26 protein-coding genes, 1 pseudogene and 1 riboswitch are annotated in these 23,906 nt (G+C 27.0%); of the genes and pseudogenes, 17 read left to right on the forward strand and 10 right to left on the reverse strand.

The window, feature by feature from the left end:
• Positions 1 to 170 precede the first annotated feature (170 nt).
• Together CKV72_RS02455 and CKV72_RS02460 are read right to left on the reverse strand one after the other, a co-directional pair.
• The gene (locus CKV72_RS02455; RefSeq protein WP_089865277.1) at positions 171 to 545 is read right to left on the reverse strand and encodes a hypothetical protein; all 375 of its coding nucleotides are present in this window, start codon (positions 543 to 545) and stop codon (positions 171 to 173) included.
• 69 nt (positions 546 to 614) lie between these two features.
• Complete coding sequence (locus CKV72_RS02460; protein ID WP_095177382.1) at positions 615 to 1,028, reverse strand: hypothetical protein; 414 nt, start codon at positions 1,026 to 1,028, stop codon at positions 615 to 617.
• A 379-nt stretch (positions 1,029 to 1,407) separates the two neighbouring features.
• On the opposite strand from CKV72_RS02460, the gene CKV72_RS12200 reads away from it, so the two are divergent.
• The 5 genes and pseudogenes from CKV72_RS12200 to tnpA all read left to right on the forward strand — a co-directional run.
• Positions 1,408 to 1,566, forward strand: coding sequence for a hypothetical protein (locus CKV72_RS12200; RefSeq protein WP_169712339.1), 159 nt, complete (start codon positions 1,408 to 1,410; stop codon positions 1,564 to 1,566).
• 113 nt (positions 1,567 to 1,679) lie between these two features.
• Positions 1,680 to 1,856: riboswitch (cobalamin riboswitch) on the forward strand.
• A 201-nt stretch (positions 1,857 to 2,057) separates the two neighbouring features.
• The gene (locus CKV72_RS02465) at positions 2,058 to 3,068 is read left to right on the forward strand and encodes an ABC transporter substrate-binding protein (RefSeq protein ID WP_095177383.1); all 1,011 of its coding nucleotides are present in this window, start codon (positions 2,058 to 2,060) and stop codon (positions 3,066 to 3,068) included.
• Positions 3,069 to 3,138: 70 nt separating this feature from the next.
• Positions 3,139 to 4,131 (forward strand): FecCD family ABC transporter permease, encoded by a 993-nt coding sequence (locus tag CKV72_RS02470; RefSeq protein WP_095178351.1) that lies wholly within the window; start codon positions 3,139 to 3,141, stop codon positions 4,129 to 4,131.
• Between the two features lie 5 nt (positions 4,132 to 4,136).
• The gene (locus CKV72_RS02475) at positions 4,137 to 4,901 is read left to right on the forward strand and encodes an ABC transporter ATP-binding protein (RefSeq protein WP_095177384.1); all 765 of its coding nucleotides are present in this window, start codon (positions 4,137 to 4,139) and stop codon (positions 4,899 to 4,901) included.
• A gap of 489 nt (positions 4,902 to 5,390) precedes the next feature.
• Positions 5,391 to 5,698: pseudogene (gene tnpA, locus CKV72_RS02480) on the forward strand (IS200/IS605 family transposase); the annotation flags it as partial.
• A gap of 131 nt (positions 5,699 to 5,829) precedes the next feature.
• On the opposite strand, the gene CKV72_RS02485 reads toward tnpA, so the two are convergent.
• Positions 5,830 to 6,600 carry a hypothetical protein gene (locus tag CKV72_RS02485; RefSeq protein ID WP_095177385.1) on the reverse strand — a complete coding sequence of 257 codons (771 nt, stop codon included), beginning with the start codon at positions 6,598 to 6,600 and terminating at the stop codon, positions 5,830 to 5,832.
• Complete coding sequence (locus CKV72_RS02490; protein ID WP_095177386.1) at positions 6,593 to 7,075, reverse strand: RNA polymerase sigma factor; 483 nt, start codon at positions 7,073 to 7,075, stop codon at positions 6,593 to 6,595. The genes CKV72_RS02485 and CKV72_RS02490 overlap by 8 nt, the downstream gene beginning before the upstream one ends.
• A 161-nt stretch (positions 7,076 to 7,236) precedes the next feature.
• Here CKV72_RS02490 and CKV72_RS02495 point away from each other — a divergent pair, with 161 nt between their 5' ends.
• The 5 genes from CKV72_RS02495 to CKV72_RS02515 are packed head-to-tail and all read left to right on the forward strand — an operon-like array spanning position 7,237 to position 11,539.
• Positions 7,237 to 7,941, forward strand: a complete 705-nt coding sequence (locus CKV72_RS02495) for a lantibiotic protection ABC transporter ATP-binding protein (protein WP_095177387.1) — start codon at positions 7,237 to 7,239, stop codon at positions 7,939 to 7,941.
• 2 nt (positions 7,942 to 7,943) lie between these two features.
• A complete protein-coding gene (locus tag CKV72_RS02500) occupies positions 7,944 to 8,693 on the forward strand; it encodes a lantibiotic immunity ABC transporter MutE/EpiE family permease subunit (protein WP_095177388.1) in 750 nt (249 codons plus the stop codon).
• Positions 8,693 to 9,469: a lantibiotic immunity ABC transporter MutG family permease subunit gene (locus CKV72_RS02505; RefSeq protein WP_095177389.1), complete on the forward strand. Its 777-nt coding sequence runs from the start codon at positions 8,693 to 8,695 to the stop codon at positions 9,467 to 9,469. The genes CKV72_RS02500 and CKV72_RS02505 overlap by 1 nt, the downstream gene beginning before the upstream one ends.
• A gap of 55 nt (positions 9,470 to 9,524) precedes the next feature.
• Positions 9,525 to 10,187: a response regulator transcription factor gene (locus CKV72_RS02510; RefSeq protein ID WP_095177390.1), complete on the forward strand. Its 663-nt coding sequence runs from the start codon at positions 9,525 to 9,527 to the stop codon at positions 10,185 to 10,187.
• On the forward strand, positions 10,175 to 11,539 hold the full coding sequence (locus tag CKV72_RS02515) for a sensor histidine kinase (RefSeq protein ID WP_095177391.1): 1,365 nt from the start codon (positions 10,175 to 10,177) through the stop codon (positions 11,537 to 11,539). Before CKV72_RS02510 ends, CKV72_RS02515 begins: the two co-directional genes overlap by 13 nt.
• Positions 11,540 to 11,966: 427 nt before the next feature.
• On the opposite strand, the gene CKV72_RS02520 is transcribed toward CKV72_RS02515, so the two are convergent.
• Entirely contained in the window at positions 11,967 to 12,128 is a 162-nt protein-coding gene (locus CKV72_RS02520; protein WP_168943707.1) for a hypothetical protein, read from the reverse strand.
• A 324-nt stretch (positions 12,129 to 12,452) separates the two neighbouring features.
• On the opposite strand from CKV72_RS02520, the gene CKV72_RS02525 reads away from it, so the two are divergent.
• On the forward strand, positions 12,453 to 14,156 hold the full coding sequence (locus tag CKV72_RS02525; RefSeq protein WP_095178352.1) for an ATP-binding protein: 1,704 nt from the start codon (positions 12,453 to 12,455) through the stop codon (positions 14,154 to 14,156).
• A 95-nt stretch (positions 14,157 to 14,251) separates the two neighbouring features.
• Here CKV72_RS02525 and CKV72_RS02530 read toward each other — a convergent pair whose 3' ends face one another.
• The 3 genes from CKV72_RS02530 to CKV72_RS02540 form a co-directional block, all read right to left on the reverse strand.
• Positions 14,252 to 14,683, reverse strand: a complete 432-nt coding sequence (locus tag CKV72_RS02530) for a CPBP family intramembrane glutamic endopeptidase (RefSeq protein WP_089865295.1) — start codon at positions 14,681 to 14,683, stop codon at positions 14,252 to 14,254.
• Positions 14,684 to 15,225: 542 nt separating this feature from the next.
• Positions 15,226 to 15,759, reverse strand: a complete 534-nt coding sequence (locus CKV72_RS02535; RefSeq protein WP_095177392.1) for a 2'-5' RNA ligase family protein — start codon at positions 15,757 to 15,759, stop codon at positions 15,226 to 15,228.
• 21 nt (positions 15,760 to 15,780) lie between these two features.
• Positions 15,781 to 16,170, reverse strand: a complete 390-nt coding sequence (locus CKV72_RS02540; protein WP_095177393.1) for a DUF2500 domain-containing protein — start codon at positions 16,168 to 16,170, stop codon at positions 15,781 to 15,783.
• A 273-nt stretch (positions 16,171 to 16,443) separates the two neighbouring features.
• Here CKV72_RS02540 and CKV72_RS02545 point away from each other — a divergent pair, with 273 nt between their 5' ends.
• The 3 genes from CKV72_RS02545 to CKV72_RS02555 all read left to right on the forward strand — a co-directional run bounded on the left by CKV72_RS02545 (position 16,444) and on the right by CKV72_RS02555 (position 19,052).
• Positions 16,444 to 17,289, forward strand: a complete 846-nt coding sequence (locus CKV72_RS02545) for a CvfB family protein (protein WP_169712378.1) — start codon at positions 16,444 to 16,446, stop codon at positions 17,287 to 17,289.
• A gap of 131 nt (positions 17,290 to 17,420) precedes the next feature.
• Entirely contained in the window at positions 17,421 to 18,002 is a 582-nt protein-coding gene (locus CKV72_RS02550; RefSeq protein ID WP_089865304.1) for a DUF502 domain-containing protein, read from the forward strand.
• A gap of 150 nt (positions 18,003 to 18,152) precedes the next feature.
• Positions 18,153 to 19,052, forward strand: coding sequence for an HD domain-containing protein (locus tag CKV72_RS02555; protein ID WP_089865307.1), 900 nt, complete (start codon positions 18,153 to 18,155; stop codon positions 19,050 to 19,052).
• A 33-nt stretch (positions 19,053 to 19,085) separates the two neighbouring features.
• Here CKV72_RS02555 and CKV72_RS02560 read toward each other — a convergent pair whose 3' ends face one another.
• Positions 19,086 to 19,472, reverse strand: a complete 387-nt coding sequence (locus CKV72_RS02560; RefSeq protein ID WP_095177394.1) for a hypothetical protein — start codon at positions 19,470 to 19,472, stop codon at positions 19,086 to 19,088.
• A gap of 257 nt (positions 19,473 to 19,729) precedes the next feature.
• On the opposite strand from CKV72_RS02560, the gene CKV72_RS02565 reads away from it, so the two are divergent.
• Together CKV72_RS02565 and CKV72_RS02570 are read left to right on the forward strand one after the other, a co-directional pair.
• Entirely contained in the window at positions 19,730 to 20,278 is a 549-nt protein-coding gene (locus CKV72_RS02565) for a L,D-transpeptidase family protein (protein WP_089865385.1), read from the forward strand.
• A 145-nt stretch (positions 20,279 to 20,423) separates the two neighbouring features.
• Positions 20,424 to 22,922: a DEAD/DEAH box helicase family protein gene (locus CKV72_RS02570; RefSeq protein WP_095177395.1), complete on the forward strand. Its 2,499-nt coding sequence runs from the start codon at positions 20,424 to 20,426 to the stop codon at positions 22,920 to 22,922.
• Positions 22,923 to 22,959: 37 nt separating this feature from the next.
• On the opposite strand, the gene CKV72_RS02575 is transcribed toward CKV72_RS02570, so the two are convergent.
• A complete protein-coding gene (locus CKV72_RS02575) occupies positions 22,960 to 23,274 on the reverse strand; it encodes a nucleoside triphosphate pyrophosphohydrolase (RefSeq protein WP_095177396.1) in 315 nt (104 codons plus the stop codon).
• Positions 23,275 to 23,445: 171 nt separating this feature from the next.
• Between CKV72_RS02575 and CKV72_RS02580 the strand changes: the two genes are divergently transcribed.
• Positions 23,446 to 23,880, forward strand: a complete 435-nt coding sequence (locus tag CKV72_RS02580) for a hypothetical protein (protein WP_095177397.1) — start codon at positions 23,446 to 23,448, stop codon at positions 23,878 to 23,880.
• Positions 23,881 to 23,906 lie beyond the last annotated feature (26 nt).

Raw genomic sequence — 23,906 nt, forward strand, 5'->3', positions numbered from 1 at the left:
AGTATAAGGACAGCATAATGATAATAACTTGAATGATGATCAACTATTAGATAAGTTAATTAGAGATAAAATATTTATTATTGAAGGAAAAAAATAAAATCTTATACCATCTAATGAAGAAGTTACAAATAGGGTAAACCTCCTTTACTATTTGCAGTAACAAATGTGTTTTACGATGATGGAATATTTGATATTTTTTTCAGTTCAATTACTCTGTTATTATTATTATCATAAATATAAAAGTTTTTATTCAATAGTGAAACTACCTGAATACTTTTTTCTCCATAACAAATAAATATATTATTTTTATATTTATGATATTTTCCTTTTTCAATTATACTATTATTAAATTTTATAAAAAATTCTTTTTCTGTAAAATTAAATTCGTATACATCAGGTAAATACTCTGTAGATTGATAAAAACCTTTAATATATTCTAAAGGTTTTTCTTTATTTAAATTATAAATACTAAATATTAATAATACAACTAATATAATATTTAGTATAAGTGAAAAAGATAATATAATTTTTTTATTTTGCTTCATTTTAAACACCTCATAGAAATCTTATAGATAATAATTTCATTAATACTCCATTTTAAAGATAATGTAAAACTAAGAAATGAAATTTAAATAGTTAATAAGTCTATTTACAAGCCTTTTAGCACCTGTTATTTTAACTTTATCATCATTATATGTGCTAATAAAAATTTTTTCCCCAAATAAAGAATCAATAAATCTTGGTTTTATTATAATAATATTATTTTCTTGTTTCATTTCCCATTTCATATCTTCTAGAGCAGTTTCTAAATGTGCTGTATTTATAATAGGTATAATTTTCTCTGTATCCATATATTGAAAAGCATTAATAACAGCCATTATTATAAATGACAAAATAAAATATTTCATAGAATTATAACTTAATTCATTGTTTATTAAAATCATTGATATTGATATTATTATTATTGCTATGGAATAAAGCAATAAAAACTTAAAAAAATGCTTAAAATAAGAATTAATTTTATTCATAGATATCTCCAATTTATAATGTGATGTTAAAAACCCATCCTTTCAGTTTTTATCAGATATTTCCTTTATATTATATCATGAGTTGTACAATTCAATGCTCTACCTGTTTAAATAGTATTTTATTATAGTTTGAGTATTAAGCTTTATGTCTGTTGACATTAAGTATACAGGATATTTAAAGCTTTTACTATCAACTTCATAGCATATTAAAAATCCATATATTATGTTATAATAAAAATATAGAATATTAAACTAATCTACTATCTTAGGGAGTGAAATTATTGGAACAATCGTTATATATGTTAACAACATTATTCATGACATTGTTAATTATGGGGTTTTTTGATAAAAAGAAAAAGGATAAGATTAAATAATATCTTTGTATTTTGATAGATTAAAATATATTCCAAATTCTAATGAAAAATTTTTAGGCAGATATATGGTTAATTTTTCAGATGATTATTTTAAAAAAGACGTTAAGTGTGCAACTATAATTATAAAATTTAACAATAAAAGTAATTCAATATTTTTAAGTTAATTCCACTATTCTATTTATTACAAGTATAAGGCAATAATATAAAACCTCAAAGTGCGTCTTTTGACAAATTTCGTTTACGTATTTATAATAAAATAAGTAAATAATTTAATAGTTTAATAGTTTAAATTTTAGGTGCCTTGTTAGGCTTAATATGGAAACAGGTGAAAATCCTGTACGGTCCCGCCGCTGTAATGGGGAGATTTTATAAAGTATACCACTTCACATAAGAGGGAAGGTTTATAGAATTGAAGAACCAAAGTCAGAAGACTTACCTGTAATTAGACACTAATAACTCTACGGTTGATAGGGGAGGTGTATTAAAGTTACTTTTATAGACAACTATAATATGTTTTTATATCAACTTCTCATATGTTATTGAGAAGTTTTTATTTTTTACGAATAATATAATATTTAAATTTAATTGTAGAATTTTAGTGTCAGAGCTAATCACTTATACATAATTTTATTTAATGAATTAGGAGGGAAAATATATGAAGAAAAATTTGAACTTTAAGAGAATAATGTCAGCTACTTGTATAGCTTTGGTTTTAGGAGCATCATTTACAGCATGCTCAAATACAGCTAAAGATACAGCAAATAAAGATGGAAAGGCTACAGAAGTAAAGGCTACAAAATTTACTCCTTTTGAAATTGAAACTTATAATACAGTTGTAAAATATACAAAAGTCCCTGAAAAGGTAGTTAGTTTTAATGCACATACAACAGAAAATTTATTTGCATTAGGCTTAGAAGATAAAATAATTGGAACAGCTTATAATAATGCAAAAATACTTCCACAATATGAGGAAAAACTTAAAAAAATACCTGTGTTGGCAGAAAAATATCCTTCAATGGAAGCTCTTCTTGGAGCAGGTCCTGATTTTGTATATGGTAGAAGTTCTGCTTTTGGGAAAAAGGGAGTAGGGACAGTTAAAGATTTTGTAGACAATAGTATAATGCCTTATGTTTCAAAGGCTACTTATACAGAAGGGGCTACAATAGAAGATACATATGAAGATTTCCGCAATCTAGGTAAAATTTTTAATGTAGAGGATAGAGCGGAAAAGATAGTTGAAAAGATGAAAAATCAAATTAGCGAAGTACAAAAAAAGACAAGTAAAGTAGATAAAAAGATTAAAGTTTTTGTGTATGATAGTGGAAATGATCAGGCCTATACAGCAGGAAAAAGTCTTCAAAGCAATATTATTGAACTTGCAGGTGGACAAAATATATTTGGTGATTTAAAAAAGACATGGGAAAAGGTTAGTTGGGAAGCAGTTGTAGAAAGAAATCCACAATGCATAATTATAAATGATTATGGCAAAGTGTCAGCAGAAGATAAAATCAAATTCTTAAAAAGCAACAAAGCATTAAAAGATATAGATGCAATAAAGAATAACAGATTTGTAATTTTACCATTACCAAGTGTATTTACTGGAATTAGAAATGGAGATGCAGTAGAGAATTTAGCAAAGGAACTTTATCCTGATTTATTTAGATAGGTTGGTGAAATAATTGAAGACTATCTTCAAAGAAAACACATCTTTTCTTTTTATAATTTTGTTTGTAATTATGATTTTATCAATGGTGGTAGCTGTTGGAATTGGTCCTGTGTCTATTGATTTTATGGATGTTTGGAAAATAATATTATACAAGCTAGGTTTTAATATAGATGGGGTTGCACAAATAAGTAGCAATATTCAACGAATAGTATGGTATTTAAGGCTCCCAAGAGTTATATTAAGTGCAGTTGTAGGAAGTGGTCTTGCAATAGCTGGAGTAAGTATGCAGGCTTTTACAAAGAATCCATTATCCGATCCATATATACTTGGAATATCATCAGGAGCATCTGCAGGGGCAGTGGCAGCAGCCCTTATAGGCATATTTAATATTTTTGGGATTTTTGCTATGCCAATAGGAGCTTTTATAGGTTCGTTAATATCTATAATTGTTGTATATTCTCTATCAAGAACCAAAGAAGGAATATTACCTATTAGACTAGTTCTTACTGGACTAGCAGTGTCTTCAATTTTTTCCGCATTTACAAATTACCTTATATATAGTTCCAAAGATGAAAGTGGAATTAGAAATGCAGTATTTTGGATGATGGGCGGACTTTCAGGTACTAAATGGATATATATTCCCATACCTTTAGCAGTACTTATAGTATCAATTCTAGTATTATTTTGTTTAAGTAATGCGTTAAACACCATGCTAATTGGTGAGCAAACAGCTATAGTATTAGGAATGAATATAAAGCTTATAAGAACTATAGTAGTTTTGGTTTGTGCATTACTTACAGGAACTTTGGTTGCCATAAGCGGATCAATAGGTTTTGTAGGATTAATAGTGCCACATATATCAAGGAATTTTGTAGGCTCAGATCATAGAAAAGTTCTTCCCATTTCTGCGCTTTTAGGGGCATTATTGATAATTTGGGCAGATGTTGCAGCTAGAATGGTGGTTGCCCCTCAGGAACTACCTATAGGAATAGTTACTGCACTTACTGGAGGACCATTTTTTATATGGTTACTTAAACGAAATAGATATTCTTTTGGAGAGTGAATAATATGTACCTAGAAATAGAGAATCTTGACTATGAGATAGAAAATAAAAAAATATGTGATAAAATAAAACTTCAGGTTAACAAAGGAGAGTTTGTAGGTATAATAGGACCTAATGGAAGTGGTAAGTCTACACTTTTAAAGAATATATATAAAGTGCTAAAACCTAAAGGTGGTACCATTTATTTGAATAGTAAAGATTTAATTAAAAGTTCCAATAGAGAAGCGGCTGAAGAGATGTCTATAGTGGCACAAGAAAACAATGTAGGATTTGATTTCAGTGTAAAGGAGATAGTTTTAATGGGTCGATACCCATCCAAAAAGCTTTTTGAAGGAAGTAATAGCCAAGACATACAAATAGTAAGAGACTCATTAGAAAAAGTAGGAATGGAAAGTATGGAGAAAAAAAGTTTTTCAAAACTATCAGGTGGAGAGAAACAAAGAATATTAATAGCTAGAGCAATAGCACAGGACACGGAATTTATGATACTTGATGAGCCTACTAATCATTTGGATATAGGTTGCCAGATAAAAATACTTAAATTGCTTAGAACCTTAAAAAAGACAATTTTAATATCTTTACATGATTTAAACATGGCAGCAGAATATTGCGATAGAATATATGCAATAAAAGATGGAAAAATTGTGGACAGTGGAACTCCAAAACAAGTTTTAAAGCCTGAGCTTATTAAAGAATTGTATAAAGTAGATGCTTATATACAAACAGATCCAAACACTGAAAAAGTAAAAATTAATTATATACTATCTTAAAATATAATTTAGAAATATAAAAGTTAATACTATTAAACAGTCTGCTATAAGGACATTTTTTTACTTCTTTTTTTATGAAATAAAATAGAACTACCTAAAAACAAGCAACATAGAAATACAATAAAAAACATATTATTAAAATTAGTTGCTAGGTTAACAAGTACTGATGTAAATATCCAGTATAAAAATCTTATAAGTAATTGTGTTAATATAAACTTTATATTAATGTTCATTGTTAATATCAATTAGGATTCTTGCAAAATATTGAGTAAACTTATTTTTACACATTTAAAATTCCCCCTAAAGTAAAAATATTTACTATATATGCATTCTTCTATGAATGTTCTAAAAATCCTTTTATAATTTTAAATTATAAAAGGAAAATATACTTGGAGGAGATTGTTTTGAGACATATATTTAAAGTACAATTTTTAATTAGCATTATTATATTAAGTTTAAGTATTTTAATTATATCTAAGTATTTTAATAATGAGTAAATATCATATAGTATTTGCACCTAAATATAGAAGAAAAGAAATATATAGAGATAAGAAAAAAGAAATAGGAAAAATACTTAGGATGTTATGTGAAGGAATGGTGTAGAAATCATAGAAGCAAATGCATGTAAAGACCATATTCATATGCTTGTATCAATACCACCGAAAATGAGTGTTTCAGGATTTGTAGGTTTTTTAAAGGGAAAAAGTAGCTTAATGATATTTGAAAAATTTGCAAATTTAAAGTATAAATACGGAAATAGGCATTTTTGGTGTAGAGGATATTATGTAGATACAGTATAGGGCTTAAGAAAATGGGGCTGTCCCGTTAGAATATTTTTTATGCTAATGCGACAGCCCCTTTTGGTATTACAAGGATATCTGGGAGATGTAAACCTCCATTACATTAAAAGTCATAATAGCTACTACTTTTATTTGGCATCAATAATTTGTTGTGCCATTTTAACTAATTCATCTTGTGATACATTAGAATCTATTGCTACAAAAGAATAGCTAATTCCATTTTCCATCCAATGTAAACCTTGAACTTGAGAAATTCCTTCCTTATTAGATCCATAGGTAAATACATATTTACCAGATAATTCATCTTGTTTATCTTGTTTTGTCATTTTGTAATCTGCTGGTACAACTTTGTTAGTATATGAATGATAATATAACTCTATACCGTTATAAGTATCAACAATAGTTGCTTTCTTTGGTTTTTCACCTAATCTTCCATTTTCCATATAAAGACCTAGGCTATCATTTCCTTTTTTATAAGTAAAATCAAGTGATTTTGTTTTCTCTAAAGAATTACCTTTTTCATCTAGTGCTTCATTATTTACAGTATGCCCACTTTTAAATGTATAGCCATTATCAAATTTCTTAACTAATTTAGGTTTAAATCCAAAGTCCTTTTTTACTTGCTCTATTGTAGGTATATCAGTGTAAGTTGGTATGATACTGCTATGTGAAGTTATAGAGAATATTTTCCCAGCAGCGAATACAGTTGTTCCTACTATCATAACAGCCGCTAGAGCAGCCACAATTTTTTTCTTAAATAATCCCTTTATACATATTTTTTTATTTTCCATTTCACAATTCTCCTTTTGATCTGGTAAGCTGTTTAATGTTGCACTTACCGTATTTTTAAAACTTTCAGGTGTATTTGGAAAGGCATTATTCCAATTATAATTATTCATAACTTACCTCCATATGCTCTAATTCTATTTTTAATAATTTTCGTCCTCTTGATAATCTACTTTTTACAGTTCCTGAGGGTATTTTTAAAATCTGTTTAATTTCTTCCACAGAATATCCCTCCACATAATGAAGAACAATTGTAATACGAATACGATGTGGCAATTGCCTAATAGCAAAATATAATTCACTATAATCTTCTTTATCTTGGGCTTTTGAATACTCAAAGTATTCTTCATAAGATACCACTGGATGCTTTTTACGTTTTAAACTATAACATTCATTTATAAGTATCCTAATTAGCCAGGTTTTAAAATATTCTTCTTTCTTTAATGTGCCTAATTTGTTATAGGCTTTTAAAATTGCACTTTGAACTGCATCTTCACAATCTTCATCATGAATCAAAATTGATTTTGATACATGATATAAAGTAGATTCAGTCTCAAGGACCTTATCTGCAAATGCATCTTTATTCAATTGAATTCCTACCTTCCTTTGCAAAATGTAGCGCTACTTTTTTACCTTACACTAATTAGATGCATATATCTACCAAAAGGTTCATCAAGGATTAAAATTCATTTCCTTATAAATTCCTTATAATTAGGGTTTAGTATTTAATTGTAAGGAGGATGATAGAAATGAACGAAATTATTTTAGAAACAAAAAGATTGTGTAAAACATTTAAAAAACAAGAGGCGGTTAAGGAAGTTTCAATATCAGTTCAGAGAAATTCAATATATGGATTACTAGGACCAAATGGGGCAGGAAAATCAACATTATTAAAAATGATTACAGGAATGCTTAGACCAACTTCAGGTGAAGTTTTTTTCCATGGACATAAATGGAGTAGAAAGGATCTTAGAAAAATTGGTTCTTTAATAGAATCAGCACCTTTGTATGAAAATTTAACGGCAAAAGAAAATTTAAAGGTTAGAACTACAGTACTCGGATTACCAGATTCAAGAATAGATGAAGTATTAAGTATAGTAGAACTTAAAGACACAGGGAAAAAGAGGGCAGGACAATTTTCTATGGGGATGAAACAAAGACTAGGAATTGCCATTGCACTTTTAAACAATCCAAAACTTTTAATTTTAGATGAACCAACTAATGGACTAGACCCCTTTGGAATACAAGAATTAAGAGAACTTATACGTTCTTTCCCAAGCAAAGGCATTACAGTGATATTATCAAGTCATATACTAAGCGAAGTAGAACAGATTGCTGACCATATTGGAATTATATCAGGTGGAGTTCTTGGATATGAAGGAGAGTTAAAAAGAGGAGAAGATTTAGAAAAATTATTTATGAATATTGCGGGAAAATATAGGAGGGAGAAGTAATTATGCTTAAATACTTTGTTTCAGAAAATATGAAGATAAAGCGTAAATTTGTAAAGAAATTAGTATGGATAGCTCCAATAATGGTGATTCTTCTTTCAGTTTTTTTAATAGTAAATTATTTTCAAGTGTCTATTTATAACTGGTGGTATACGACAATTCTTCCAGGGGTTATTGCTATAGAGGGATGCTTTTTATATAAGATAGATGGAGATACGAAAAATAAATTAGTAATGGCACTGCCGGTAGATTTAAAAAAAGTGTGGATTGCTAAAATATTAGTGGCAGTAAAAAATATAGCCATTTCTTGTATGATTATTTTTATAGCTGGTCAGTTAAGCGTATTTGTTATTCCAATGAGAAGCGAATCTAACATTTCGATGTTAAGTGGGTTTGTAGGGATTCTAGTAATAATTATTACGTCAATTTGGCAAATTCCGCTATACTTTTATTTAGGAAGTAAGATAGGTGTATTTCCAAGTATTATACTAAGTTTAGCAACAAATATATATTCTATAGTTATGGCTACAAAAAGGTTTTGGATAGTTAATCCTTTTTCATATACATCTAGACTTATGTGTCCTATATTAAGACTTCTTCCAAATGGACTTTTAGCAAAAGAAGGTAGTAAAACATTCACACCAGAACTTTTAAATACATCATCAATACCACTTGGAATTGGAATTTCTGTAGTGTTATTTATAGTAATTACTTATTTAACAGCTAAATGGTATGAAAGACAGGAGGTAAAATAATGAAGATTTTACGCCTTATGAAGGCAGATTTTATAAAAATGAAACATACTTCATTTTACTGGATTCATATTTGTATGCCAGTTATAGGAACTTTCATGTTTTTATGGTATTATTCATTTTCAATTTTGGGAAGTATAGGTAAGGTAAATGGTTATTTAGATGCATTATCATTAGTATTTCCAGTGTTAATTGGAATTATATGTTCAACTGTAATAGAACAGGAAGTAATGGCAGGAAAATTTAAAGAAATGTTATCAATAGAATATGGAAAGGGAATATGCCTTTTAAGCAAGATATTAGTTGTACTTGTTATGGGCTTTTTTTCACTTAGCTTAGCGGTAGGTGGATTTTTTATTGGATTTCAATATATTTTAAAGCAAAATATACTACCATTTAAGTTTTATGTTATTTTAACTTTATTAATATTTGTAGCACAGATATTTATATATTTATTTCATTTGTGGTTAAGTATTAAGTTTGGAAGTGAAGCATCTATAGGAATGGGCATATTTGAAAGCTTGTTTTCAGCATTAATTATTACAGGACTTGGTGATGGAATATGGCAATGGATTCCTTGTGCATGGTCTGTTAGATTTTGCAATAATTTTTTTATAAAAGAATCTAATTCTATAGATGTGTTTAATGAGTTAGCTGATTTTAATACAGGACTTTCTATTAATGCCATAGGACTCAGAAATTGCATTATTTTTACCATTGTTTTAGGGATTTTATTCGGAATATGGTTTAACTTTTTCGAAGGTAGAGAAAATGAATAATAAAGAATCGGATTTTATGGGAATATAACTTATAATAGATGTGGGAGGGATTAAAATGGCATATATTTTAGCTATAGATGATGAAGAAGGAATATTAACTATTGTAAAAAGTGCTTTAGAAAAAGAAGGACATACTGTCACTACAGTTTCTAATCCCACATGTCTTTCAAAAGATAAATATTTAAAATATGATTTAATTTTACTTGATGTAATGATGCCAGAAATAGATGGTTTTTCCCTTTGTAAAAAAATACGTAATTTAGTTGATTGTCCAATAATATTTTTAACAGCTAAGACTATGGAACAAGATATTGTAATGGGATTAAGTTTGGGAGGGGATGATTATATATCTAAGCCTTTTGGTATTAGCGAACTAAGGGCAAGAGTAGCGGCACATTTAAGACGTGAACATAGAGAAAAACAAAACGCTTTTTCTGTATCTAATGTGAAATTTAATATAACTTCAAAAGAGGCATATTATAATGAAAAATTAATACCTTTTACAAAAAGTGAGTATAGCATATGTGAATGTTTAGCTATGAATCATGGACAAGTATTTTCTAAAGAAAGAATATATGAAAAGGTATTTGGAGTTTATGGAAATAGTGATACCACAACAATTGTAGAACATATTAAAAACATACGAAATAAGTTAAAAGATATGGGGATAAATCCGATAGAAACAGTTTGGGGGATAGGGTATAAGTGGAAAGAATAAAAAAGCAAAAAAGTATTTCTAAAATTTTTGCAATATATGTGGTTGTCTTTTGTATAACTTCTATTATTTCAGTGCTATTATATATGGGTATATTTGTCATTGGATTAAGAAGTGGAATTATATTACCAGCTAATTATTACGAGAAGACAATTGAAAAATATAGAGAAGATATATCAAAAGCTAAAGATGTACAAAAAATAATACCTAAGGAATGTAAATATGCAGTTTATAGTTTAGATGGCGAAGTTCTTCAAGGAAATATTTCCAGGGAAAAAGCTATAGATATTTGGAATTTTATAAAGTCAAATAAAGCAAGTAAGTCAAAATTTTTTTACAAAATTATTCAAAGAAAAGATGGAATTTGTGTTGTAGAATATAGGCTTAATGCAAGTTTTAAAAATCCAACTTTGAGAAAATATATTAAAAATCCTGAGGGTATTTTGTTTATATTATTATTTGCTTTATTTGTTGTGCAGATTATTATTCTTTCAAAATGTTTTAAAAAAAGATTGAAAAAAGAAATGAAAATTTTAAAGGATATTACAGAAAATATACAAATGAAAAACTTAGAGTTTAAAGTAAAATACTCTAATATAGTAGAAATAAATGATGTAATTAATGCATTAGATAAAATGAAAACAGAGTTAAATGACTCACTTACTAAACAGTGGGATATGGAAGAAACTCGCAAGGAACAAATAGGAGCATTGGCTCATGATATAAAAACACCTTTAACAATAATTAGAGGAAATTCAGAACTTTTAGGAGAATCAGATTTAAATGCTGAGCAAACTAAATTTAATAATGCTACTCTAAATGAAATTAAAAATATGGAATTTTACATTAAATCTTTAATAGAAATTACAAGGTCAGAAAAGGAAGCTGTAATACAAAAAAAGCAAGTAAACGTAATGGATTTTATAGATGATATAACAAAGAGTGCAAGTTTAATTAGTAAAAATAAGAATTTAAATTTTAAAAGTCAAATTAAAAATATACCAGAATTTATTTTTGTAGATGAAATAGCACTAAAACGAGTTATAAATAATATTATTTCAAATTCCATTGATTATTCTTTAAATAATGGGGAAATATTATTTACTGTTGATTCTGATGATAAAAATATACAATTTATAATTGAAGATTCAGGAAAGGGCTTTACAAAAGAAGAAATAAGCTTTGCAACAAAGCAGTTTTTTCAAGGAGATAAAAGTAGAAATTCAAAAAATCATTATGGTATGGGATTATATATTGCAAAAAGAATTATAGAAAAACATAATGGAAGTATAATTCTAGAGAACTCAAAATCACTTAAAGGTGCAAAGGTTATATTAAATTTACCAAATAGTTAAAGAACAGTTATCGAAGTTTATTTAGTGAATAATTAACAGTTGATAACCCCGTTGCTTGCATTAAAAAGCTATACAAACAAATGTTCATCATTTTACTTGTTATTTCTTCTAATATTGCAATATGAGTTTCCATATAATGAAAATTTCGTTATAATTATTATCTAGATAAATTATTAATTTATATTGTTGAAATTAAAATTTTTTAAATAGAAAAATTATATAGGTTTATTTTTTATAATAATTTGATATAATATATATAAGGAAACTCATTGAGGTGAGTTGAGGAGTACAGAATTCTAAAAAATAAGTTTATAAGAATTTTAGTAAGAAAAGCTTAGTGCTCTAACACTAAGCAATCCTTGGAACATTTATTTTGTTTTAGGGCTATTGGATAAAATTTATTATATGAATTTAAGAGTTTAAAGCACTAATCATTGTCGGATGGGTGCTTTTTCTCTTTGCTATTAAGTTCTATATGAATACCAAGAAATTTACTCTTGATAATTAACTTAGAAATAAAAAGATTATGTTTTAAAACTAATCTAATAACATAGATTGTAGCAAAACTTTTTATCATTAATTTTAGCATATCCAATACCACCCCCTAACTATGATGAAATATCACCAATAGTCCAAGGGGATAAAATGCCCAAAACCCCCGTAGCCATCCTACTACGGAATTTTAAAATATCACCTTAGAATTATACCATAATTATGTAGAATATATACACAAGAATAATATGGAAAAATCTCACTTAGAGATCATAGGGATAACCGTATCATAAGTAATATGGTATTTATAAAATATGTTATAATGAAATTAGGAACAAATTTGAGTAATAGACAAATTAGTAGTTTATGGAGGAAAAGTATGGTAGGAATAGAGAATAAATTTAGGAGTGTGAATAAAATTATGAAAAGAATACCCTATGGTATTTCCAATTTTGAAGTTTTAAGAAAAGAAAATTATCTTTATGTAGATAAAACATCATATATAGAAATTTTAGATAGATATGCTCCTTATCAATTTTTTATAAGACCTAGAAGATTTGGAAAAAGTTTATTTATATCCACATTAGAAAATTACTATGATATAAATAAGAAGGATAAATTTGAAGAATTATTTGGAGATTTATATATAGGCAAAAATCCTACAGAGAAGAGAAATAAGTTCCTTGTTTGGAAAATAAGTTTTGCTGGTATTGATGCAGGTCATGGAGAAGAAGAACTTAGAAAGAGTTTTAATTCAAAAGTAATTTTATCAGCTATAGGGTTTTTAAATCAATACTCAAATTTATTGGGAGAAAACACTATTCCAAAAGAAGTAGACAGTGCCGAAATGGTAGTGCAATATATATCTTTATTAGCTAGCAAAATAAAACTACCTGTATTTGTTTTAATAGATGAATATGATAATTTTGCCAATGAACTAATTACAGGAGGAAAACAAAGCACCTATGAAAGTATTCTCCATGGTGAAGGCTTTGTTAAAGTGTTTTATAAAGCATTAAAAGATGCAACTATGGATAATTTTAATAGAATATTTATGACTGGAGTAAGTCCTATAATGTTAGATGATTTAACCAGTGGATTTAACATAACCATGAATTATACTCTAGATAGAGATCTTAATGCCATGATGGGATTTACAAGAGAAGAGCTATCTTGGATTATGGATGAAGTTAATATAAAGGATACAGAACTTAGAAAAAAAATATGTACCGATATGACTACTTATTATGATGGATATAAGTTTAATAAAAAAGCTAATAGTGTATTTAATCCAGATATGTCTATGTATTTTCTTAATAAATATTTAGCATATAATGAATATCCAGAAGAAATGATAGATAATAATGTAAAAACAGATTATGGAAAAGTTAATCAGCTAGCGTATAATTTTAATGACACAGAAGCCCTAGAGGAAATAATGACTAAGGGCGAAACCTCTACTATGCTTGTGGATAGATTTAATATTCATACCATGTACAGTGTAAAAGAAAATTTTAAATCCCTATTATTTTATCTTGGAATGCTTACAATAAAAGGGCAAGGACCACTTGGTACAGTACTTAGAGTGCCTAACTATGTGATAAAAACAATTTATTGGGAACAATATTTTCAAAGAATGAATTTAGAATATAATATTCAACCACAAGATATAAGAATAGCTGTTAATGAAATGAGATCATATGGAAACATTGAGCCTTTAGCTAAGATTATAGGTGAAATACTAGAAGATTTATCCAATAGAGATTTAATTCAAATGGACGAAAAGCACATTAAAATGATGTTTTTAACTCTTTTAGGAATAGACAGCACCTATTTTATACAAAGTGAAGCTGAAAATAACAAAGGTTATGTGGATATAATGCTTAAAAGAAAAATTCAATATAAAGATATAACCAAATTTCAATGGATTATAGAATTAAAATATATAAAGGAAAGTGAAAGAAATACCTTAGAAAAAGTTAAAGAGGATGGGCTAAAACAACTTAAAGGCTATGTGGAAAGTAAAATAGTTAAAGAACAACTAGGAGAAGAAGGATTGAAAAAAGCTCTTATTATTGTGGTAGGTAAAAAGGATATTTATACTGAGATAATACCAGAAACATAAATTATGCCTAATGAATTAAGTATTAAGTATAATAAAAAAATTATAGATGGGGTTTGTCCATCTATAATTTTTAATATAAGAGAATATCGTAGAAATTAATTTAAGTTATAATTATTTAAATCTGGTAAGGTATTCTTTATATAAATAATACTAAACACTATTGATGAAACAAAACAACTAAAAATTATTAGTATAAGCATTGCTGTTTTAAATTCACTATTAGTATTTATTGACAAATTTGTATACTTAGATAATACTGGAAACATAAATATGCTTGCATTATTTAATAAATGAAGAATAATACAATTTAAAATATTTTTAGTTTGAAAAAATAATATGGCACATAGCAAGCCAAAAATTAATCTACCAAGTATATTTATATCAAAATGTGCTATTCCAAATAATATTGCAGAAACAAAAATTGCTGGAATAATACTAAATCTTATTTTTAACCTATTTAATATAACACCTCTAAATATTAACTCTTCAACTATAGGAGCTAAAGTTATGCCACAAATAATATACATAGCAGAAGGAAGTTTTATAGAGGATTTGTCTCCAATAAAAAAAACAAAATCCTATTCCAATATAAATTACCAATATTTAAAATATATAAATGAGTTATTTTTTTATAATCTATGTTTTTTATACAATTAATTATTTTACTTTTAATAAATACATTTTCTTTAGATAATATTATACAAAACCAAATTATAATTAAAAGATTTAAAATGATTTCTCTAAAGGCCTTGTCCTTTAAACAAATATTGTTAATAAAAGGTATTGCTACAATTGCAAAAGTCAATATAATTGAACAAATATAAATTAGTATTATTTTTCGTATCTTTATTTTCTCAAATAGATTATCTATTAAAACCACGTCCTTTTGCATTTATTTTACATTTATCATTCTACTATTATAGTATTAATACCCTATTAATTTAAACTTAATATAAACTTAATAACAAAAAATACATATTAATAAATCATTAAATACAAAAGGTTATGGTATAATGTCCATAATTCACTGTTAGTTATTCACTAAATAAAGGTTTTGCTTACAAAACCTTTATTTTAGAAAATACTCTTTATAAACTTCCCATCTACTATTTTCCCATTTAAGTATAGATATATTATCAAAATAAGTTTCAAATTGCGGATTATATTTATTTACATATTCCCATATATCATAGAATTTATCCTCTTTAAGACGGCTTACTATGGTACAGTGAAACACCTTATTTTTATCATTGCCTTCATGATGTTTCCACTTTAACCAATTAACCTTTTTAAGATTATTAATAAATTCATCATGGACTTTTAAGGCTTCTTTAGAAGGAATGACTTTCATAAAAACCACATCAGTTCTAAATTTATCAAATCCACTAATCTTTATATTTTGCTTATTATTATTTTTTACAAATTCCTCTGTTATTTTTTCAATTTCCCCTATATTCTCCGTTTCAAAAGGAGCTTTTATAGTAAAGTGAGCAGGAAGCTTTTGTTTTTTAACATTAAACTTAGAACACACATCATTTACAAGTTTTTCATGAAATTTAAGTACATCATCTTTAAATAAACATACTATAACATATCGATTCATATAAAAATCCTCCTTACTCTATTAATATTCTTTATATTTAATAGAAGAAAAGTCTTCAAAATTCTCTTCATTATATTCTTTCACAAAAGACATTTTTTTAAAATCCTTAAACCAAGTTCCCTGATAAGTTAAATTTCCATAATCACCTTCTATAAGATCATTATAAAATCTTCTACTAATAGGAAATGGAATTTCCTCACCATGTTCCGTTTTAAAAGTTACATAATAATTAGTATTATGATGATGAGTAATGGTACCGTTATTATTGTGCACATGAGTTGTTGTTCGCTTATCTTTATCAATTACCTTAGCTTCTACCGTAATAATTGGACATTTTGAGTTCTCTGAATATTGTTTTATTCTACTGAAAATAATATATATAAATACAAAGATAAATAGTGCTTGAAACATTTTAGTTACCCCCTAAAAATAATAAATATATTAAATATATTATACAGCTAATAATTAACAGTGAACAACCTTTAGTCAATGAACAACCTTAATTAATGAACAACTAACAATGAATAATGAATAATTAAGGAGGATTTTGTTTTGTTGGCTCGTTCGCTTCGCTGAACATCGCGGGCTTAGCTGTAATTGAAAATGGAAAGTTCCTTCACTAAGAAAGGAAGATTATGTGATATAATTAATATGAAAATAAATGAAAAATACGGAGGGAATAATTTGGAACATTTAGGAAAATATGAAGAATTTACAATAGTAAGAAATGGTGCACCAGGGTACTACCTAGACATGAAAACAGGAAATACCAGTGATGATGTATTACTACCTCACAGTGATGCAGAAGGAAAAGGATTAAAGACAGGGGATAAAATTAAAGTTTTTATATATAAAGATTCTAAAAATAGACCTATTGCAACAATAAAAGAACCATTAGCAGAAGTGGGGGACATAGCTTATTTAGAAGTGGTAGATAATACATCTATGGGTAGTTTTATAAATATAGGAGTGCCTAAAGATATACTTATACCTATGGCAGAAAAAAAATATCCTCTAATTGTAGGAAAAAAATATTTGTTTTATATATACATAGACAAATCAGAAAGAATAGCGGCCACTACAGATATAGAATCATATTTAGAAATAGCGGAAGGACATAAAATAGGAGACGAAGTAGAAGGAATAATTTACGATATTTATGATAACAATAGCGTAGCTGTAGCAGTAGAAGGAAAGTATAGAGCTGTTATGTTAAAAAATGAATACTATGAAAAGGTAAATCCAGGGGATAAATTAAAATTTAAAGTAAAAAGAATTTATGAAGATGGTAATTTAGGCCTTACTATAAGAATTACAGGAAAAGAACAAAGAGATAAATTGCAAGAAGATATATTAGAATATCTTAAAGAAAACAATGGATTTATGCCACTAAACGATTATTCATCACCAGAGGATATAAGAATTGTATTTAAAGAAAGCAAAAATTATTTTAAAAGAGCCCTAGGTGGTCTTATGAAAAAAGGTCTTATAGAGCAAACAAAAGAAGGAACTAAACTTATAGAAAAATAGAAAAAAAGATAGATGTCTCAAAAAAATTTAGAGACATCTATTTTTTATGAAAAATTAATAATAAATTAAGAAGAAAATTGTTAAAATTAATGTAGAAAAGGCTATAATTATAGTAGACAAGGAGTGATAACATGAATTCAAATATGAAAAAACATATAAGTACATTTTTAGCTGGTATTTCTGTAATACTTCCTGCTGCTATAACTCTTTACATAATAGGATTTGTATTTAATTTTATAGATAAACTAAATGGAGGGGTAATTTATAAATTAATTGGAAGAAGGCTTCCGGGTTTAGGTTTCATAATGACACTTGCAATAATATATGGAGCAGGACTTTTAGCAAAATCTATAATTGGAAGAACTTATTTAAAAAAATTAGAAGAAATATTTTTAAAAATACCAATAATACAACATATATATTCTGCAATTAAAGGACTTAGCAATTCTATACTTAAAAAGGATAAAGTTTCATTTAAACAAACGGTATTAGTAAAATTCCCTAACTCAGAAATGTTAAGTGTAGGTTTTGTAACTTCAGATAAAACTATTAAAGAAAATAAAATATCTGTTTTTGTGCCTACAGTACCAAACCCCACCACAGGATTTTTAATTTTAGTAGATAAAGATGATGTAGAATATTTATCTATGCCCTTTGAGGAAGCTTTTAAATTCATACTTTCCCTAGGAGTTAGCGAACCAAAAATGAAATAAAAAATATAAGAAGAACATATATTGTTAAAAAATTTTAGCAGTGTATGTTTTTTATTTTTTAACATAATGCATTGGATAAATTCTTTTGAATATGAACATAATAAAATGTGAAACATAAGCATAAAAATCGAGGAATAAGGAGCTAAAACTATGAAGGATTTATTTATTAAAGATATAGAACCAGGTAAGAAAATTAAAGGGTCTTTTATGATAATGAAAATATTATACAAAGATGAAAATAATAGAACTATTATGTATATAGGAGATAATACAGGAGAGCTTAAAGCATCTATTATAGAAGGAGATTATGAACTCCAAAAAGGAGATGTAATAGAATGTGAAGCAGTTTTTGAAACCATATTAAAAGTAGAATCTTTTTCAAAACAAGATGAATTTAAATTAGAAGATTACCTTCCATCTGTAAAAAGACCTATTGAAGACATATTAAAAGAAATAGAGGATATATCAAAAGAAGAGTTCAAAAGTGAAGAAATAATAATTTTAGATAGATATTTCTTTAGAAATAATAAGTTTTTACATAAATTTAAGAGAGGTATAGGGGGTGCAAGGCAACATCACAATTACATAGGAGGACTAGCAGAGCATACTTTAAATGTAATGTATATGGCAAAAATTTTAGCCTACAGATACAATTGCAGGAATAAAGAAATAGCAATACTTGGAGCAAAACTTCATGATATAGGAAAAACAGAAGAGTATTTTGTAGAAGGGCCTTTTTCATACACTCTAAGAGGGGAAATGGAAGGGCATATTGTTATAGGAGTAACTATGCTAGAAGAGGCCTTTAGGGAAAAACCTGAATTATATAGTGAAGAATTTAAAAATAGAATGAAAGGCTGCATAGTTCAACATCATGGAAAAATGGAATACGGATCTCCCAAAACACCAAATACAGAGGAAGCCTATATAGTTCACTATGCTGATTATGTAGATGCCACAATGAATAAAGTAGCTCAAATAAAAGAAGGATTAGATCCAAATACATGGTCAGATTATGATAGGAGAATTGCAGGAAAACTTTATATATAAAAAAAATAAGAAAGGATTAAATTTCCTTTCTTATTATTTAATAAGCTTTAGCTTTGCTATATCAGTAGCGTTTTTGCTACTAACTAATTCTACAAGGGTTAAATCTTCGGAAAGATTATCAATTTTAGAAAGTATTTCAGTGTGTCTTGTAGCATTTTTAGATTCTAAATCTTCAAACATTTTTTCAATACGAATTTGACCTTCTTTTAAATCATTAACATCAGATTTAAGAGTAGTGACATCAGACTTAAGTTTATTAACATCAGATTTAAGAGTAGAAACGTCAGACTTAAGTGTGGACATATCAGATTTAAGAGTGGAAACATCACTTTCTATATTTGTAAGTCTATTATTGGTTGTATATTGATTTTCTTCAATTTTATTTAATTTTTCTAGAATTTCTTTTAATATAGGATCCATAAAATCATCCTCTCTAGTTCCTTGGTAAATAAATTATATCATAGAATTATATGGGGACATAGTGGAAATTATAACCTATTATAAATATTTTATGGAGGTGGAAAATTTGAAAATATTTAAAAAAATTATTTCTACACTGCTTTTTTTTAACATTGTTAATTTGTTCTAAAACAATAAAAGCCAGCAGTTTAAATAATAAACCTATTGAAAAGAATAAGGAAGGGTATAACATACTAGTGGATATTAGCGAATTTAAAATGTATTTAATAGAAAAAGGCAGCAACAAACCTATAAAAAAATATCCCATAGCAGGTGGAAAACCAACAACACCTTCACCTTATGGAACCTGGAAAGTAATTTCTAAATCTGCCAATTGGGGTAGTGGGTTTGGTACAAGATGGATGGGATTAAATGTTCCCTGGGGACAATATGGAATACATGGAACAAATAAACCACTCACCATAAATAATCCAGATTCTCAAGGATGTATTAGAATGTTTAATAAAGATGTAGAGGAATTATATAAATATGTAGATGTAGGCACCATAGTAGTTATATATGGTGGTCCTTATAATCTTTTATGGAACAATTTTAGAACATTAAAACCTGGAGATAAAGGTGCAGACGTTTTAGAAGTGCAAAGAGTATTAAAAGACAGAGGATATTACCCGGGAAAACTAGATGGCATCTATGGAGTGGGAATGAAGTCCATAATCCTAAAGTTTAAGACGGATAATAATCTAAGCTTTAGTCATTATATAGATGGAGAAATGTATAATAAATTGGGAATGCAACCCTTTGAGTAATGAATAAGTAATAGTGAATAACTAATGAGGTTCTTCCTCTTAGGGTGGGAAGAACTTTAGTTTTAACTGTCAATTATCAACTGAAATGGGTTATACTTATTAGTAAGAAGTTTTTAAATATTTAACTACAAGAAAGGTTGATAAAATGACCATTAAAAATAAATCTATAGAAGAGGAAGTTGTTAAAGGGAATTTAGCCAATAAAGAAATAGAGACTTCTACAAATTGTATAACGGGAGATAGTGATCATCTTTTAGATAAATTAAGAAAGGCTTTTAAAAAAGCTAAAAAAATAGACATCATAGTTGCTTTTCTAATGGAATCAGGAGTTAGGCTTTTAGAAAAAGATTTAAAAGATGTTTTAAATAGAAATGTTCCAATTAGAATATTAACAGGAAATTATTTAAATATAACACAACCTCAAGCCCTATATCTTTTAAAGGATATTTTAAAAGATAAGGTGGACTTAAGGTTTTATAATGTTTCAGGAAAATCCTTTCATCCTAAAGCATATATATTTGAATATGACAATAAAGATGGAGATATATTTATTGGTTCATCTAATATATCTAAATCAGCTCTAACTAGTGGAATAGAGTGGAATTACAGAATAAGAAAAGAAAATAATGAATTAGATTTTCAATGTTATAAGGATACATTTGAGAATTTATTTAATAACAAGTCCATAATAGTAGATGATAATGAGTTAGATAGATATTCTAAAAACTGGAGAAAACCAAAATTATTTTTTGATATAGATAATAAGGAAAAAACAGAAGAAAAGATAATAAGCTACCCAAAACCAAAGGATGCTCAAATAGAAGCATTATATAAATTAAAAAAGTTTAGAGAAGAGGGCTTTGATAGAGGAATTGTAGTAGCTGCTACAGGCATTGGCAAAACTTATTTAGCAGCCTTTGATTCTTCTGAATATAATAAAGTTTTATTTGTAGCTCACAGGCAAGAAATATTAAATCAAGCAGAAACATCTTTTAGAATTGTAAGAAAAACTAATAATACAGGATTTTTTAGTGGAAATAGAAAGGATAGGAACAAGGATGTATTATTTGCTACAGTTCAAACTTTAGGACAAAAGCAATATTTATGTGATGATTATTTTAAAGATGATGAATTTGATTACATAATAATAGATGAATTTCATCATGCTGTGGCAGATAATTATCAAAATATATTAGACTATTTTAAACCTAAGTTTTTGCTAGGGCTTACAGCTACACCAGAAAGAATGGATAATAGAGATGTATTTGAAATATGTAATCATGATGTTGTGTATGAAGTACGATTAAAAGAGGCTATAAATAAAGGTTGGCTTACACCCTTTAGATATTATGGTATATATGATGATGTAGATTATAATAATATAAGTTTTAAAAATGGTAAATATGATGATAAAGAGTTAGAAGAAGCATTAATGATAAATAAAAGAGGCGATTTAATATTAAAACACTATAATAAATATAATAGTAAAAGAGCCTTAGGTTTTTGTAGTAGCAGAAATCATGCAAACTATATGGCAAAGTATTTTAGTGAAAAAGGTATTCCATCTTGTGCTGTTTTAAGTGGGGAAAAATTAGAATATTGTATAGAAAGAGAAGAAGCATTAAAAAAGTTTAACTCTGGAGAAATAAAAGTAATATTTTCTGTGGACATGTTTAATGAGGGGTTAGATGTGCCTTTAGTTGATATGGTGATGTTTTTAAGACCTACTCAATCTTCAACTATATTTTTACAACAATTAGGTAGAGGACTTAGAAAACATAAGGATAAAAAATATGTAAATGTACTAGATTTTATAGGAAATTACAAGAAAGCAAATTTAATACCATTTTTATTAACAGGAGATATAAAAAACATAGGTGAAAAATCTAAAAAAAATATAATTCCTCCAGAAGAGAATTTCCCAGAAGATTGTAGTATTGATTTTGACTTTAGACTTGTAGATATATTTAAAAAAATGAGAGAAGAACAAAAGAAAATAATAGATTTAGTTATAGAAGAATATTATAGAATTAAACATGAACTAAAAAGAAGACCTACTAGATTAGATATGTACAAGTATATTGATGATAATATATATAATAATATAAGAACTAAGAGAAAACTAAATATTTTTAATGATTATTTAGGATTTTTAAATAAATTAGAAGAATTAAATGAAGAAGAAAATAAATTTATAGAAACAAAAGCCCATGATTTCATAGTTAAAATTGAAACCACTGCTATGACAAAAACATATAAAATGCCATTATTATTAGCTTTTTATAATAATGGAGATTTTAAATTAAAAGTAAGTGAAGAAGAAATATATTTAAGTTTTAAAGAATTTTATAAAAAACCTTCAAATGCGGTAGATTTAATTAGAGATAAAAATGGAGAAAATTATAAAGAGTGGGGAAGAGAAGAATATTTAAAAGTTGCTAAAAATCCTAGGAATGCTTTTATAAACACTGCTAAAGAGTTTTTTATAGATAAAGGGGAAACTTATGAAATAACTGATGAATTAGAAGACTATGTAAATAATAAATATTTTATTAGTCACTTTAAGGATGTTATTGATTATAAAACAAGTAAATTTTATAAAGAAAGATTAGAAAAAAGAGAAGAGCTTAATAAGCAAACATAGTTCAGATGGAGTTATTTTCCCATCTGAACTATGTTTTTTAATCTTCATAAACTCTTTCTAAAACTATACCTTTTTTAAAGGCACCTCTTTTTTCAGCTTTAGCTTTTCTTTTAGCCATAAGATCTTCCTCAGAATAACCTATAGCACTACAAAGACCAAATATAACTTCCATTAAATCTGCTAATTCTTCTAGATTTTTATCCTCAGAAAATTCCTTTGCTTCTTCTTGAAGTTTAGCTTCTAATAAAGAAATTAATTCTTCTTTCTGAGCATATCTTATATCAAATTTTTTTCCGTCTTTTTCTATTATTTCAGGTATATTATCTCTCACTAATTTATTATATATTTTCAAAAAAACACCCTCCTAAAAATTATATTATATAATTATTATATATAAAAATTGTTTTAATACATAGATGTATAATTTTTTTATAACCTCATCCATTGACAACACCACAAAAAAAGAATAAAATAATTTGCTATTAAATAAACTAAAAGAAAATAAAAAAAAGAAGGTGCTAAAATGAAACAAAAACTATCAATACCAAAGAACTATTTGATGTTAATAGCGGGAATGCTTTGGATAATAGCAGGAGCTATGGTTATGAAGGTGGGGGTACCAATTCTAACAAAGTTAATAGTACAGGGATTTTGGCACTTATTATTTGCTATATCTACTTTTTTGGTGTTTTATATATTTATATTTTCAAAACTAGTGGGAAAGCATACTAATAGAATTAAATCTAAGAAAAATGATAGGCTTCCATTTTGGGAATTTTTTGATGTTCCTTCTTATATTGTAATGATTATTATGATGACAGGAGGAATGTGGTTAAGGACTTCACATTTAATACCAGATAATATTATAGGGCCATTTTATAGTGGCCTTGGATTTGCTCTATTTTCCTGTGGGGTAAGATTTATTAGTGTTTTTTTGAGAAAAAAGGTAGTTAGTTAAAGCTATAAAAAACATAGTTTATATGG

Origin of the sequence: Clostridium cochlearium, assembly GCF_900187165.1 — a bacterium.
Taxonomy (GTDB): Bacteria; Bacillota; Clostridia; order Clostridiales; family Clostridiaceae; genus Clostridium_G; species Clostridium_G cochlearium.